The 14,018-nt window shown below is 69.9% G+C and carries 11 protein-coding genes and 1 pseudogene; 10 read left to right on the top strand and 2 right to left on the bottom strand.

Translation table 11 applies throughout. The annotated features are described in order from the left end of the window. The first annotated feature begins 17 nt into the window (after window positions 1–17). The 4 genes from AOK01_RS08995 (at window position 18) to AOK01_RS08980 (ending at window position 3,812) form a co-directional block, all read left to right on the top strand. Window positions 18–830 (top strand): ABC transporter permease, encoded by an 813-nt coding sequence (locus AOK01_RS08995; RefSeq protein ID WP_055510273.1) that lies wholly within the window; start codon window positions 18–20, stop codon window positions 828–830. Then, entirely contained in the window at window positions 827–1,606 is a 780-nt protein-coding gene (locus AOK01_RS08990; RefSeq protein WP_055510271.1) for an ABC transporter ATP-binding protein, read from the top strand. Before AOK01_RS08995 ends, AOK01_RS08990 begins: the two co-directional genes overlap by 4 nt. A gap of 153 nt (window positions 1,607–1,759) precedes the next feature. Continuing rightward, the gene (locus tag AOK01_RS08985) at window positions 1,760–2,743 is read left to right on the top strand and encodes an aliphatic sulfonate ABC transporter substrate-binding protein (protein ID WP_055510270.1); all 984 of its coding nucleotides are present in this window, start codon (window positions 1,760–1,762) and stop codon (window positions 2,741–2,743) included. Window positions 2,744–2,843: 100 nt separating this feature from the next. Next, window positions 2,844–3,812: a formylglycine-generating enzyme family protein gene (locus AOK01_RS08980; protein ID WP_079103284.1), complete on the top strand. Its 969-nt coding sequence runs from the start codon at window positions 2,844–2,846 to the stop codon at window positions 3,810–3,812. 472 nt (window positions 3,813–4,284) lie between these two features. On the opposite strand, the pseudogene AOK01_RS44850 reads toward AOK01_RS08980, so the two are convergent. After that, window positions 4,285–4,406 (bottom strand): annotated as a pseudogene (locus AOK01_RS44850) (IS5/IS1182 family transposase); the annotation flags it as partial. 165 nt (window positions 4,407–4,571) lie between these two features. Between AOK01_RS44850 and AOK01_RS08970 the strand changes: the two are divergent. Next, complete coding sequence (locus AOK01_RS08970; RefSeq protein ID WP_079103279.1) at window positions 4,572–5,252, top strand: response regulator transcription factor; 681 nt, start codon at window positions 4,572–4,574, stop codon at window positions 5,250–5,252. A gap of 29 nt (window positions 5,253–5,281) precedes the next feature. Further along, a complete protein-coding gene (locus tag AOK01_RS08965; RefSeq protein WP_055510395.1) occupies window positions 5,282–6,490 on the top strand; it encodes a sensor histidine kinase in 1,209 nt (402 codons plus the stop codon). Here the strand turns inward: AOK01_RS08965 and AOK01_RS44845 are convergent. Continuing rightward, on the bottom strand, window positions 6,471–8,051 hold the full coding sequence (locus AOK01_RS44845; RefSeq protein WP_055510268.1) for an aromatic amino acid ammonia-lyase: 1,581 nt from the start codon (window positions 8,049–8,051) through the stop codon (window positions 6,471–6,473). The genes AOK01_RS08965 and AOK01_RS44845 overlap by 20 nt on opposite strands. 62 nt (window positions 8,052–8,113) lie before the next feature. Between AOK01_RS44845 and AOK01_RS08955 the strand changes: the two genes are divergently transcribed. The 4 genes from AOK01_RS08955 to AOK01_RS08940 all read left to right on the top strand — a co-directional run bounded on the left by AOK01_RS08955 (window position 8,114) and on the right by AOK01_RS08940 (window position 13,928). Next, window positions 8,114–9,688 carry an NAD(P)-binding domain-containing protein gene (locus tag AOK01_RS08955; protein WP_055510266.1) on the top strand — a complete coding sequence of 525 codons (1,575 nt, stop codon included), beginning with the start codon at window positions 8,114–8,116 and terminating at the stop codon, window positions 9,686–9,688. Further along, a complete protein-coding gene (locus AOK01_RS08950) occupies window positions 9,685–10,755 on the top strand; it encodes an alpha-hydroxy acid oxidase (RefSeq protein WP_055510264.1) in 1,071 nt (356 codons plus the stop codon). Before AOK01_RS08955 ends, AOK01_RS08950 begins: the two co-directional genes overlap by 4 nt. Window positions 10,756–10,765: 10 nt before the next feature. Further along, window positions 10,766–12,178, top strand: coding sequence for a cytochrome P450 (locus AOK01_RS08945; protein WP_055510262.1), 1,413 nt, complete (start codon window positions 10,766–10,768; stop codon window positions 12,176–12,178). 406 nt (window positions 12,179–12,584) lie between these two features. Next, window positions 12,585–13,928: a cation:proton antiporter gene (locus AOK01_RS08940; RefSeq protein ID WP_055510260.1), complete on the top strand. Its 1,344-nt coding sequence runs from the start codon at window positions 12,585–12,587 to the stop codon at window positions 13,926–13,928. Window positions 13,929–14,018: the final 90 nt, after the last annotated feature.

Here is a 14,018-nt window from a genome sequence, read left to right as displayed (position 1 = left end):
AGCAAGCCGAGGAACCCATGGCTGTGATCACCCCTGCCGAGAAGACCGCCACCGAAACGCGGCAGCAGCGACCGCGCCGCTCCCGGCGCCGGCCCCTGGTCCTCAACGCCGTGGCACTGGCCGCGGGGGTCGGCCTGTGGGCCGTCGTGGCCGCGCTGGGACTGGTCGAGGACCTCCCTTCGCCGACGGCGGTGGCCCAGAAGGCCGGCACCATGATCTCCGACGGCACCCTGGCGTCGGACACGTGGGCCAGTCTGCGCCGGGTCTTCATCGGCTACGCCCTCGGCGTGGTCGTGGCCGTACCGGTCGGCTTCCTCATGGGCTGGTACCCGATGGCGCGCGCCCTGATCGAGCCGTACATCCAGTTCTTCCGCACCATCCCGCCCCTCGCGCTGATTCCGCTGGCGGTCGTCCTGCTGGGGATCGGTGAGGTGCCGAAGATCGCCGTGATCTTCCTGGCCTCGTTCATGGCCTGCGTCGTCTCCTCCTTCCAGGGCGTCATCGACGTCGACAAGACGCTGATCAACGCGGCCCGGGTGCTCGGCGCCCCGGACCGGACCATCTTCGCCAAGGTGGTCGTCCCGGCCTCGACCCCGTTCATCCTCGTCGGCATGCGGATCGGTCTCGGCGCGTCCTGGGCGACGGTGGTCGCCGCCGAGCTCATCGGCGCGCAGGAGGGGCTGGGCTACCGGATGCAGAAGGCGTCCACCTGGTTCGAAATGGACACGATCTTCGTGTCCCTGATCACGATCGGCGTACTCGGGCTCGTCATGGACCGGCTGTTGCTGCTGGCCGAGCGACGCCTCACCGGCTGGCAGGAGCGACGATGAACAGCAAGATCTCTTTCCGCGACGTGGTGAAGACCTTCCCCCTGAAGGGCGCGACCTTCACCGCGCTGGGCGGGGTGAGCCTGGACATCGCGGACCAGGAGTTCGTCACGGTCGTGGGTCCGTCCGGCTGTGGCAAGTCCACCCTGATGAGCATGGCCGCGGGGCTGCAGGAGCCCGACTCGGGCAGCGTCCTGGTCGACGGCACACCGGTGTCCGGGCCCGGCCCCGACCGCGGGGTGATCTTCCAGCAGTACGCACTGTTCCCCTGGCTGACCGTGCGGCAGAACGTGGAGTTCGGTCTCAAGCTCGCTTCCGTCCCCGCGGCGGAGCGGCGTCGACGCGCCGAGCAGGCCATCGCCCTCGTAAGCCTGAGCGAGTTCGCCGACGCCCTGCCCAAGACACTGTCCGGCGGCATGAAGCAGCGCTGTGCCATCGCCCGTGCGTACGCGGTCGACCCCCAGGTGCTGCTGATGGACGAGCCGTTCGGCGCCCTCGACGCCCTGGCCCGGGTACAGCTGCAGGACCAGCTGCTGCAGACCTGGAGCCAGGAGAAGCGCACCGTCCTGTTCATCACCCACGACGTGGACGAGGCCGTCTACCTCGCCAGCCGGGTGGTCGTCATGGCCGCCAGGCCCGGCCGCATCCACCGTGTCATCGACGTGGATCTGCCCTACCCCCGCACCGAGGAGATCCGGCTCTCGACCGAGTTCCGGCGCATCCGCAACGAGGTGTGGACGTCGGTGTACCACCAGGAAGCACCGGCCCGGTCCGCCTGACCCGGCAGCCAGGTCCGAGCCGTCACCCGGGCCGTTGCCCTGGGCCGCGGCCCCCGGACCCCCTCAGAGCCAGCCCGAGCACCACCCGAGCACCACCCGAGAGGACCATCCCGTATGCGCACGCCCATGCCTACTACGCTCATGTCCACACCCATGTCCAGAAGCACCATCAGGCGTGCCTTCACGGCTCTGCCCATGGCCTTGGTGCTTTCCCTCTCCGTCAGCGCGTGTTCGGGTGATTCCTCCGGGAACGACAACACGGTCCGGTTCGGTTACATCGGTGACTACAACGGTGCCAGCCTGCTGGCGATCGCCGAGGACCAGGGGCTGTGGAAGAAGGCGGATCTGACCGCGGAGGTGAAGTCGTTCAACAACGGCCCGGTGCAGATCCAGGCACTCAGCGCCGGCGACCTCGACTACGGCTACATCGGTCCCGGCGCGATGTGGCTGCCCGCCTCCGGCAGGTCGAAGGTCATCGCTGTCGACACCCTCACCTACGCGGACCGCGTCATCGGCCAGCCCGGCATGAAGTCCATGAAGGACCTCAAAGGCAAGAAGGTCGGCGTGCCCGAAGGCACCTCCGGCGACATGATCCTCAACATCGCCCTGGAGGAGGCCGGGATGACCGCGAAGGACATCACCAAGGTCAACATGGACCCGTCCACCATCGTCTCCGCCTTCTCCTCCGGGCAGATCGACGGCGCCGGCTTCTTCTACCCCGCCATCGACACCATCAAGAAGAAGGTCCCGAAGCTTGAGGAGATAGCCAGCACCAAGGACACCGGGGACTCCTTCCCCACGGCGTTCGTCGCCGGCAACAAGGTGTCCGAGGGGAAGAACAGCAAGGTGATCAAGGTGCTGCAGCAAGCCAACGACTGGCGCCAGGAGCACCCTGAGGAAACCATCGCGCTCACCGCCAAGATGCTTGAGGTCACCGAGGCCCAGACCAAGGCCGACGCCTCCCACGTCCAGACCCTCTCCACCGAGGACCTGGCCGCGAAGACCAAGAGTGGCGAGGTGGACGCATGGCTCAAGAAGCTGGGCGACTTCTTCGTCCGCAACAAGCAGCTGGACGACAATCCCGACCCGGGCGACTACTACACGGGCGACCTCTACTCGAAGGCGTACGGGAAGTAGTCCGCGCCGGCCGAGCCGCAGGACAGCGATGAAGAGCACCGCCGAAACGCCGGAACCCACCACGGAACCCACCACGGAACCCACCACAGTGCCCGCCACGCTGCCGAGCACGAAAAGCTGCTGCGCCCCTTCGAGGCAGAAGCCAGAAGCCCACAACACCCCTATTACCCCCATTACCCCCAATATCTCCAACACCCCCGAAACGCGAGCCGGCCCGGCCACAGCTGCCGCACACCGCCACCCTCCGCACACCGGATACGCCGACCGCATCCCCCTGCCCGGCGGAACCTTCCGCATGGGCAGCGAGGACGAGGACGTAAACGCGGGTGACGGCGAAGGGCCGGTCCGCGACGTATCCGTCCCGCCCTTCGCCATCGACGCCTACGCGATCACCAACGCCCGCTTCGCGGCCTTCGTCGAGGACACCGGATACCGCACCGAAGCGGAGGAGTTCGGCTGGAGCTACGTGTTCGCGAAGTTCCTGCCGGGCACCCTGCGCAAGACGTCACCACGCCCGTCGGCAACTCCCTGGTGGTGCGGCGTCCAGGGCGCCGCCTGGAACAGTCCGGAAGGGCCGGACAGTCAACTGGACAGCCGCTGGGATCACCCCGTGACCCACGTGACGTGGAGAGACGCGGCCGCGTTCTGCCGGTGGGCCGGAGGGCGACTGCCCACCGAGGCGGAATGGGAGTACGCCGCCCGCGGAGGCCTCGACCAGGCCCGCTTCCCCTGGGGCGACGAACTGGCACCAGGAGGGGAGCACCGCTGCAACATCTGGCAGGGCACATTCCCGTTCCGCAACACCGAGGCCGACGGCTACGCCGGCACAGCACCCGTGGACGCCTACGTCCCGAACGGCTTCGGCCTCTACAACGTGGCAGGAAACGTCTGGGAGTGGTCGGCCGACCTCTGGCAGGACGACGACCCCGACCGCCGTGCCATGCGAGGCGGCTCGTACCTCTGCCACGACTCGTACTGCAACCGCTACCGCGTTGCCGCCCGCACCGCGAACACGGTCGACAGCTCCGCGGGGAACCTTGGCTTTCGGGTGGCTTGGGACACCGAATGACGTCCTTGACCGCGGCCACGTAGGCGGCACAGGAGAAACCCATGATCCCCATGGACCAAGGCACGCATCGTCGGCATTACCGCACGCCGCTGGGCCGACCCCGCGTGCCGGCGAGCCGCGACTGCACCCGCAGGTGTTCACACCATCGCTCTCCGCCGCACCGGCCAGAAACCCGCGCGATGCGCCGTCGCACAATGATCAGCCGTCCGGATGCGCCTGTTGCCGGCGATCCTGAGTGGTGGGCGACGTAGCCGGCCGTGTCGCTGGAGGTCATGCCCGGCATCGTGCAGCGCAGGGCGGTCCGCTGCTCCAGGGCCGCCAGGACGGCGAGTTCTATGGTGCGTCCGAGGGTGGGTCGGCCGACCAGTAGGCAGGACAGCGACGGTCCTGGTCCATGTCCTGGTTGGTCGGCATGCGGCTGGATTCGAGCTGTTCGTAGGACATGGGGTGGGCTCCGTCGGCCACGAGGACGGGGATGGCCGTTACGGACCGGATTCGCCCCCGCGCGCCGCATGCGGTGATCAGCCTGCCGAACTGACGTCGGCTCAGCCTGGTGAACGGGGCCGTCCGGGACGGCTGCGAGGCCGTGGTCACACCAGACCCTCAAGATCATCTCGCCCGCGAGCAGAGTTGCGGGACAGCCCTTGGCGTGATCTCGCCGATCGGATCGGATTCCTGTTCGTCCATGCCCTCTCATGGCCACAATTCACGCGTCACACAAGGGCGTTGACGGGGAACAGGGACGAGAGGGGCAGGACGATGGCACAGGATCGTATGCGAAACCCCTGGCGACTGCTGCTGGTCGAGGACGACAGGGAGCTGGTCACCATGCTCTCGGAGGCGTTGCGGGACGAGGGATACGCCGTCGATGTCGCGACCGATGGCCAGCGAGGCCTGCATCTCGGCCTTGCCCGGCAGTACGACGTGCTCGTCGTCGACCGGCGCCTGCCGGCGCTCGACGGCCTCGCCCTGCTGGGCCGACTGCGATCCCGTGCGGTGCGCACGCCGGTCATGCTGCTGACGGCGATGGGCACGGTGCACGACCGGGTCGACGGTCTGGACGCCGGTGCCGACGACTACATGGTCAAGCCGTTCGAGCTCGACGAACTGAGTGCCCGGTTAAGAGCCTTGTGCCGTCGGGCACTCGATGTGGCCGACGTGCTGCGGATCGGCTCGGGTCAGCTTTATGTCGGCCACCGGGAGGTCGAGCTGGCCGGCGGTGAGCGAATCGCCCTCGCGGCACGGGAGTTCGAGTTGCTGTGGGTGCTGGCCTCCCGCCCCGACGCCGTGTACTCGCGGGCGGAGCTGCGCCGGATGGTCTTCCACGAGGCGCCCGCGTCGTCCATCGTCGACACCTACGTCTACTACTTGCGCCGCAAACTGGGCCGGCAGGTGGTGCGTACGGTCCGCGGACTCGGTTACCGTCTGGGGGCGTTGTGAAGGCGACGGCTCACGAGGAGCGGGCGGCGGTGCGCCGGGCACGTCTGCGGATCTCCGTCATCACCTGTGCCGTCATGACACTGCTGATCACGGTGGTCGGCGGTGTCGCCCACACGGTGATGACGCACGCTCAGGACGACCAGGTGTGGCGGGAGCTGCGCTACGGCGCCGCGCGCGGTGACCTGTCGAGCCCTCCGGTGTGCACTTGGTTGTACGCGTCCGGTGCGATCCCGCTCGCGAACTCTCCGGCCGGTTTCCCGGTACGCGCCGACATGGACCAGGTGCGTCGGACCCACGAGCCCGTGGAACGCACCGTGCGGCGTGACAACACGGTCTACCTGGTGCGCACGCAGGTCAGGGCGAGCGGGGACGTGGTACAGGCCGTGTTCGACATGAGGTTCCAGCTCGCCGACCGCAGGTACCTGCGGTCGGCGCTGGGCGTCGCCGGCCTCGTGGGGCTGATCGTCGCGGCCGTGACCGGCGCGGTCCTCGGGCGCCGGGCGGTGGCCCCGCTGGCCGAGGCGCTCACCCGGCAGCGCCGCTTCGTCGCGGACGCCAGTCACGAGCTGCGCACCCCGATCACCCAGGTGTACACGCGGGCGCAGGTGCTGTCGCGGCAGGCGGCCGCGGAGGACCTGCCGGCCCGGCACCGGGAAGGACTGGCCCGGCTGGTCGGTTCGGTCGGCCGTCTGGGCAGGGTGCTGGACGACCTGCTGTTGTCCGCGAGCTTCTCGGCGGACCCGGAGCGGCGGTCGGAGCGCCGGCCCGTCGAACTGGTGGCGGTGGCCCGGTCGGTGGTCGCGGAGGAATCGGACCGGACGCAGGACGGCAGCCTTACGATCGTGGTGAACGGCCCGCCGCATCCCCTGTATGTCGAGGGCATCGAGTCCGCACTGCGCCGCGCGGTCGGTGAGCTGCTGGGCAACGCGATCGGTCACACTCCGGTGGGCGGCCGGATCGAGGTTTTCCTCGCGCGTGTCCGCGGAGCGGTGGAACTGACGGTCGTCGACACCGGGCCCGGCTTCGACCCCGCCGAGGCGGAGCGGCTTTTCGAGCGGTTCCACCGGGGCGCCGGTGGCGGCCGGTACGGGCTGGGACTCGCGCTGCTGCGAGAGGTCGTCACGGACCACGGCGGCACGGTCGCCGCCACCGGTCACCCGGGCCGCGGCGCCCGGTTCACCATCCGGCTCCCGGAGTGCGCTTCTGCGGCCACCCCGGTCAGCGCAGGTCGTCCGTGACGAGCAGATCACTCGTGACGAGCAGATCACTCGTGACGAGTAGGCGTGCCGCAGCACGCACATCCGCGTCCAGCGGACGATCCGGATCGACCGGGGATATCGCCTCGACGAGGGTGTCGAGCAGCTCGCCGCACCGGGGTGCTGTCGGACGGCGTGCCCCGACGTGCACGGCCTGGCGCAGGCCGAGTGCGAGTGACCCGCACAGCAGGCCGAGCAGCTCGGCCATGTCGTAGGAGCGCAGGGCCGCCTGGGTACCGAACGGGACGACGTCCTGGTTGTGCAGGTTCGTCGGAAGGCTCTGCATGCCGGCCGGCGTCGCGGCGCGGCGGATCTCCGCGACGAGCGCAGTGGTTGCCAACTGCACGCCCTGCAAGCCATGTTGGGGGCCGGGCGTGGTGGCGAGCATCGGCGGCAGCCCGCCGTTGCGCGCCGGGTCCACCAGCAGGTCGAGCTGGCGCTCGGCGAGGTTGCCCAGCTGGGCGGTGACGGAGGCGAGCAGGTCGGCGGCGAAGGCGGCGGGCTGGCCGAAGAAGTTCCCACCGTGCACCACCTTGCCCCTCCCCACCTTCCCTGTCCCTACGTCCTTCCCCGTCCCCACGTCGTCGTGGAAGAACAGCGGGTTGTCACTGATGCCGCCGAGGTCCGCGGTGACCACACCGTCGATGTAGCGCAGGGCGTCCTCCGCGGCGCCGAGCAGCTGCGGGGCACACCGGATGCTGTACGGCTCCTGGAGCGGCCGGGTGCCGGAGGGGGTGACGCCGGTGAGTGTCTGCCGCATGCGTGCGCCGACGTCGACCGCGCCGGCATGGCCGTAGGCACGTAGCAGATCCTCGTCGAGGAAGCCGGGGTCGCAGCCGAGGAGGTCGGCCAGCAGACAGGTGAGGGCCGTGAGCGCACGGTGCGCGGCGCGGACGGCATCGTGAGCCAGGGCCGTGGCCGCGGTGGTGACGGAGGTGCCGTTGACCAGGGCGAGAGCGTCGCGGCCGTCCAGGGCGAGCGGTCGCAGCCCGGCAGCGGCCAGCGCCTCGGCGGCCGGCAGGCGGCGGCCGTCCACATAGGCGTGTCCCCGGCCGCGCAGCGCCTGGGTGGCGTAGGCGAGCGGGATCAGATCACCGCTCGCCCCGACCGAGCCGTAGCGAGGGACGGCGGGGGAGAACGTCGTGGCGAACATCGCGGCGAGCCGCTCGACGACTTCCGCGGACACGCCGGAGAACCCCTGGGCGAGGGACCGGGTGCGCAGCAGCAGGGACGCGCGGGTGATTTCGTGCGGCAGGTCAGGGCCCTGGCCGGCGCCGAGGTGAGCCAGCGTGTTGTCGCACTGGTCGGCTTCGTCGACACGGCCGGCGTAGCCGACCAGTGCGCCGAAACCCGTGGTGGCGCCGTAGATGCTGCGGTCCGCACCGCCGTCGCCGTGCCGCAGATCGCGGAAGAGACGTCGGCCGCGGTCGACGCGCGCGCGGATCTCGTCGTCCACGGTGACGGTGAGCGGCGCCGCCGCGCGGCGCAGGACGGCTGGATTCGGAGGACCGGTCAGCGAGACGGTGTCCGTGGTGGTGAGCACGCCCGGAAACGTAAGCGGGGAATCTCAGAACGCTCTGAAATCCGGTGGATAGCTTCCGAGCCATGGCGCACGATTACTTGATCATCGGAGCGGGACCCGCGGGCCTGCAGCTCGCCGCCTCCCTGGAGCGCGACGGTGCGGACTACGTCGTCCTGGAGCGCGGCAGCGTTCCAGGCGCGTTCTTCACACGCTTTCCCCGGCACCGCCGACTCATCTCGATCAACAAGGTGCACACTGGATACGGCGATCCGGAGCTGCGGCTCCGCATGGACTGGAACTCCCTGCTGAGCGACGATCCGGAGCTGCTGTTCACCCGGTACAGCCGGCGCTACTTCCCCTCGGCCGACGATCTGGTCGACTACCTGTCGGACTACGCCCTCCGGACCGGAGTGCGGGTGCGGTACGACACCACTGTGGAGAAGGTCTCCCGCGACGGCGGAGGGTTCACCGTCACCGACCACACCGGCAGGGTCCGGCGGGCCCGGCGTCTGGTGGTCGCCACGGGAATGTTCCGGCCGAACCTGCCGTCCGTCCCGGGTGTCGAACTGGCCGAACGCTACGACACGTTCGACCCCGACCCCGAGTCCTTCACCGGCCAGCGGGTGCTGATCGTCGGACGGGGCAACTCCGCCTTCGAGACGGCCGACAGCCTGATGGAGACCGCGGCGGTCATCCACGTCGTCGGCGCGGGTTCGTTGCGGCTGGCATGGCGGTCGCACTACGTGGGGCATCTGCGCGCGGTGAACAACAACTTCCTCGACAGTTATCAGCTGAAGTCGCAGAACGCGCTCCTCGACGGCCGGGTAGTGGAGATCCGCCGGGAAGCGGACGGCTTCTGCGTGCCGGTGTCGTTCGAGCGGGTCGACGAGGTGGTCAAGGACCTCCGCTACGACCGGGTGATCGTCGCGACCGGTTTCCGGTTCGACACCTCGATCTTCGACGACACCTGTGTGCCGGACCTGATCGTCGACGGCCGCTTCCCCGCCCTCACACCGGTCAGCGAGTCGGTCAACGTACCCCACATGTATTTCGCCGGGACGCTGATGCAGGGTCCTGACTTCAAGAAGTCCACGACCGGCTTCATCCACGGGTTCCGCTACTCGGTCCGCGCCCTGCACCGCGCGCTGCGCCGCCGTCACCACGGCGAGGTCTGGCCGGTGACGGAGCTGGGCGACGCCGTGGAGCGCGCCGTCGACGCGATCATCACCCGCGTGAACCGGTCCTCCGCGCTGTGGCAGCAGTTCGCCGTCCTCGGCGACCTGCTGCTCGTCGCCCCCGACGGCACCCTGCGCTACGCGGAGGAGGTCCCCGTCCGTCACGTGCCGGACGCCGTGCGTACCGGGGAATTCGGGGAGGTGGACGCGCACGCGGTGATCACCCTGGAGTACGGCGCGCATCACGACCGGGTGGATCCTTTCGACGTGACCGCCGGCCGCAAGTCGCAGCAGGACGTGGCGGGCCTCGACGGCCGCTATCTGCATCCGGTCGTCCGCTGGTACCGGGCCGGCGAGTTCATCGGCGAACACCACATCACGGAGAACCTGGAGAACGAGTGGGACAGCGAGGAGTTCCACCGCGCCCCGCTGCACACGTTCCTCACCGACCGTCTCGGCTCCGTCGTCCCGGTGACACCGTGACGCTGCGCGCACTGCACGACGCGGCACGAAGGACGCTGGATCCCGTCCACTTCGACTACCTGGCGGGCGGGACGGGCGAGGAACGTGTCCTGGCCGACAACGAGCGGGCCTTCGACCGGTATCTGCTGCTGCCGCGGGTCCTGTGCGGCAGCGAGACTCGGGACACCGCCGTCGACCTGCCGGGTGCCCGGCGGACGGCGCCGGTCATCGTCGCGCCGACCGCGTTCCACCGGCTGATGCATCCGGACGGTGAGCGGGCCGCGGCCCGTGCGGCCGCGGCCGAGGGTGTCGTCCTGGTGACGGGGACGGCCGCGACCACGGCGGTCGACGGTGTCGTCGAGGCGGCCCGTGAGGCGGCCCCGGACCCGGCCGTGTGGTTCCAGCTGTACCTGCACCCCCGCCAGGAGGTCACCGAAGCACTCGTACGGCGCGCCGAGACGGCGGGCTGCACGGCGCTGGTGGTCACCGTCGACTCGCCGGTGTTCGGCCGGCACACCAGGGATCTGCGCAACGGGTTCACCGATCTGCCGCCCGGCTACGCCGCGGAGAACATGCGTGACCTGCCCGGCGCCCCGCCCGGCTCCCTCATCGACATCCCCATGTCCCCGGCCCTGTCCTGGCGGGACTTCGGCGAGACAGTACGCATGACCTCGCTTCCTGTGCTGGTCAAAGGGGTTCTGCATCCGGCGGACGCGCGGCTGGCCGTCGAGCACGGTGCGGCCGGGGTGATCGTCTCGAATCACGGGGGCCGCCAGTGCGACGCCGTTCCGGCCGCGGTCGACTGCCTGCCCGCGGTCGTCGGAGCCGTCGCGGACCGGGTACCGGTGCTGCTGGACGGCGGGGTGCGCCGGGGCAGCGACGTCGCCGTCGCCCTGGCACTGGGTGCGGCGGCCGTCGGTGTGGGACGCCCGGTCGTGTGGGGCCTGGCCGCCGGGGGAGAGGCCGGGGTCAGGGCCGTTCTGGGGGCACTGCGCGACGAGTACGACCACACGCTCGCGCTGTGCGGAGGGCGCCGCAACACCGATCTGACGAAGGACATGATCGTCCGGAGGGGCGAGACGTGGTGAGGGGTGAGACGTGGTGAGGAGCAGGACGAAGCCGAAGCCGGCCACGACGGACACCTGGTGGCTGCCACGCGGTGTGGTGACGCTGCGAGGGCACATCTTCGAGAAGGTCAACGGCGACCACACGGTGACCCTGCCCAGCGCCACTCACGGGTCCGAGGTGTTCGAACGCGTCTATGCCCACCCGGCGGTGAACGGACGGAGCGCCGGAGCGGGCCTGTCCGACCTGTTCTGGTACTGGCTGTCACCGGGACCCGAGGTACACCAGGAGCACCTGGAGCCCGGCGAGCGCTACGAGGACGTGGCCGCCACGACCCGGCAGATGCTCGCCGGAAGCTCGGCCGGGCTCACGGCGGCGGCCACCCGAGCCGTCGGCCGCATGCTCGACGCGGTACCGGACACACGGATCAGCCTCGTCCGGCTGCGTGACCTGGTGATGCCCGCGTGGGCCGAGTTCTGCTACGAACTGGTGTTCAAGGAGTCGTGTCCGCCGCACGCCCGGGATCTGATCACCGCGCATGCCGACGACGTGATCAGTGCTTTGAAGTGCACCGGACTACGCCACCCCAGGCGCCGGGCCCGGCTGACGTCGTACCTGAGGGAGAGGGTCGAGGCCGGTGACGTGCCGTACCCGCTGCCGACGACGCTGTCGCCGGCGGAGCAGGTGCACTTCTTGCAGGGCACGATGTTCAACACGGCCGTCGTGCAGTTGTCCGAGGCGACCGCGCACGTTCTGCTCGCCCTGTCCCGCCACCCCGAGGTGCAACAGCGCGTCACAGAGGATACCGAGGAGGATCGGTACCTCACGTACGTGCTCGACGAGACGATGCGGCTGTACCCGCTGTTCGGCATCGCGCACCGCATCACCACGGGCGAGGTCCCGCTCGACGAGGACACCGTGCTGCCGACCGGTTCCGTGGTGTGCTTCAGCTACCCCGACTACCACGCCACGGGTTACGACCGGCCCGACGAGTTCGACCCGGACCGCTGGGCCACCCTGTCCGTCAAGGACGCCCACCACATCCCGTTCGGTGTGGCGGCGAACCGTCCCTGCCCGGCGTGGCGGCTGTCCCCGCTGGTGCTGCGCGCCGCGGTCCGGGAGGTGCTGCGCCGCTTCCGGTTGGACTCGACGGCCGCGCACACACGGTCCATCCCGCATCGCGCCCCCTGTCTGCTCATCCCGCGCGGTCTGTCTCCCGAGCCGCGTCGGTTGCTCAAGGCGCTGCGGAGCTTCGTCCGCGTACGGGACGGGGTGGAGGACGTCACACGGGGCGTACGGCAGTTGGTGCTCGGTACGGCCATGGTGCTGCACTCACGTCGGCAGCGGCTCACGGTGCGCTACTTCGAGGAGCATCCGGTCGGCGGCTGCCCTGTCGCCCACCCTGAGGAAAGCAGCGCACGACAACCCTCGCCTCCGCGTCACTGAGGGGGACCCTCCTGCCGCCCGCCACCACCTCACGGCGCCGATCACGGGCGCAGATGAACGCGGTCCCGGCCGCGGCGATCAGCGGCGCCGCCGCCTCGACCGGTACGGGTCTTTCCCCGACATGGGGACGGCGGTCGGCCCGCAGGTGCGCGCGGCTCTCCCGAAGGCCACCGGTGCGCGCGGACGCCCGACGGCCGTACCGCCCTGACCGTCCGAGCACATGGGGTGGTCATCGCAGCCGCGCCCGTCGGTTCCGCGGTTCCGCGGCAGGTGGTCACCGCACCTGGTGTCGAAGTCCGTCCTGTTGTCCGTCGGGCAGCACGCCCGCCCGGTTCCGCATCGTCGTTCCCGAGGACCTGCGCCACCCTCCGTCCCCGCATGTTGCCGACTCTCACAGGAGTCCTCTGTGCCCACCACCACCTTCCTGGCCGCCACCACCGACAAGAACCTCGAACTCGTCCTGCGGGTCCTGCCCGCCATCGTGGTCATCCTCGCCACGTCCGCCGTCTGCGGCCTCCTCGCCATCCGGGTGAAGCAGCCGCGCGTGCTCGGCGAGATGGTGGCAGGCGTCCTCCTGGGCCCGACACTGTTCGGCGCCCTCTTCCCCGACGCCCAGAAAGCCGTCTTCACCCCCGAGGCGAAGCCCGTCCTCTACGTACTGAGCACCATCGGGCTGACCCTGTTCATGTTCCTGGTCGGGGCCGGTCTCGACCACGCAGGAGGCAACGGCAGAAAGGACGCCAAGAACGCGACCGTCCTGGCCGTCTCCGGGATCGTCCCCTCCCTCCTGCTCGGCGCCGCATCCGGCTACCTGCTCTACGACCGGCTCTCCCGCCCCGACGTCACCCCCTTCGAATTCGCCCTCTTCGTCGGCGGTGCCCTGTCCATCACCGCCTTCCCGATGCTCGCGCGCATCCTCTACGAACGCGGGCTGGAGAACTCCCAGCTCGGCCGCATGACCCTCCTGGGCGCCTCCGTCGACGACGCGGCGGCCTGGTGCCTGCTCGCCGTGCTGACCGCCATGCACACCGGCGCCGGCGCGCTGCAGGCTCTGCGCACCATCGGCCTCACTGCCGTCTTCGCCCTTGTCATGCTCACCGTCGTGTCCCGGCTCCTGCGTCCGATGGGCGTACGGGTCGAGCGCACCGGCCGGTTCGGCTTCGACGAGATGTACGTCGTCGTGGGCATCGTCCTGCTCGCCGGCCTGTTCACCGATTACATCGGCATCTACTCGGTCTTCGGCGGCTTCGTCGCCGGACTCGCCATGCCCCGCGAGCCGGCCTTCCGCCAGGCCCTGCACACCCGCATGATGGACATCGTCTGCGTGCTGCTCCTGCCCGTCTTCTTCGCCTTCTCCGGCCTGAACACCGAACTGGGCGGCATCGCCGGCTGGAGCATGATCGGAGCGTTCCTGCTGATGTTCACGGCCGGGTTCGCCGGCAAGTACGCAGGCTGCGCCCTCGCCATGCGCGGCATCGGCTTCAGCTGGCGGGAGTCCTGGGCGGTGGGCGGCCTGATGAACGCCCGCGGCCTGATGATCCTGATCTTCATCAACATAGGCCTCGCCCAGGGCATGATCACCAAGGAGGTCTTCTCCATGCTGGTCCTGGTCGCGGTGCTCACCACCGCGGGCGCTGTACCGCTGTACCGATGGGCCCTGCCCGAGCGCCTCGAACGCCGTATGTCCCCGACGGCACAGTCGGTCACCACCGGTGCCCCCTCGACCGAGGCGGCCCCCGCGCACAACTGACCCGCCGCGAGCCCGGCCGGACGCGCACGTGTCCCGCCGGGCTTCCGCCTCTTCCAGGCTTCCTCGCCACCCGCCACCCGCCACCCGCCA

It is taken from the genome of Streptomyces aurantiacus (assembly GCF_001418335.1).
GTDB lineage: Bacteria > Actinomycetota > Actinomycetes > Streptomycetales > Streptomycetaceae > Streptomyces > Streptomyces aurantiacus.
Note: the sequence above shows the minus strand (reverse complement) of the source record. Positions and strands in the feature narration are given on the sequence as shown.

Excerpts from the sequence above, each read along its gene's own strand:
- AOK01_RS08995 (WP_055510273.1), top strand. The coding sequence starts at position 18 with ATGGCTGTGATCACCCCTGCCGAGAAGACCGCCACCGAAACGCGGCAG.
- AOK01_RS08990 (WP_055510271.1), top strand. The coding sequence starts at position 827 with ATGAACAGCAAGATCTCTTTCCGCGACGTGGTGAAGACCTTCCCCCTG.
- AOK01_RS08985 (WP_055510270.1), top strand. The coding sequence starts at position 1,760 with ATGTCCAGAAGCACCATCAGGCGTGCCTTCACGGCTCTGCCCATGGCC.
- AOK01_RS08970 (WP_079103279.1), top strand. The coding sequence starts at position 4,572 with ATGGCACAGGATCGTATGCGAAACCCCTGGCGACTGCTGCTGGTCGAG.
- AOK01_RS08955 (WP_055510266.1), top strand. The coding sequence starts at position 8,114 with ATGGCGCACGATTACTTGATCATCGGAGCGGGACCCGCGGGCCTGCAG.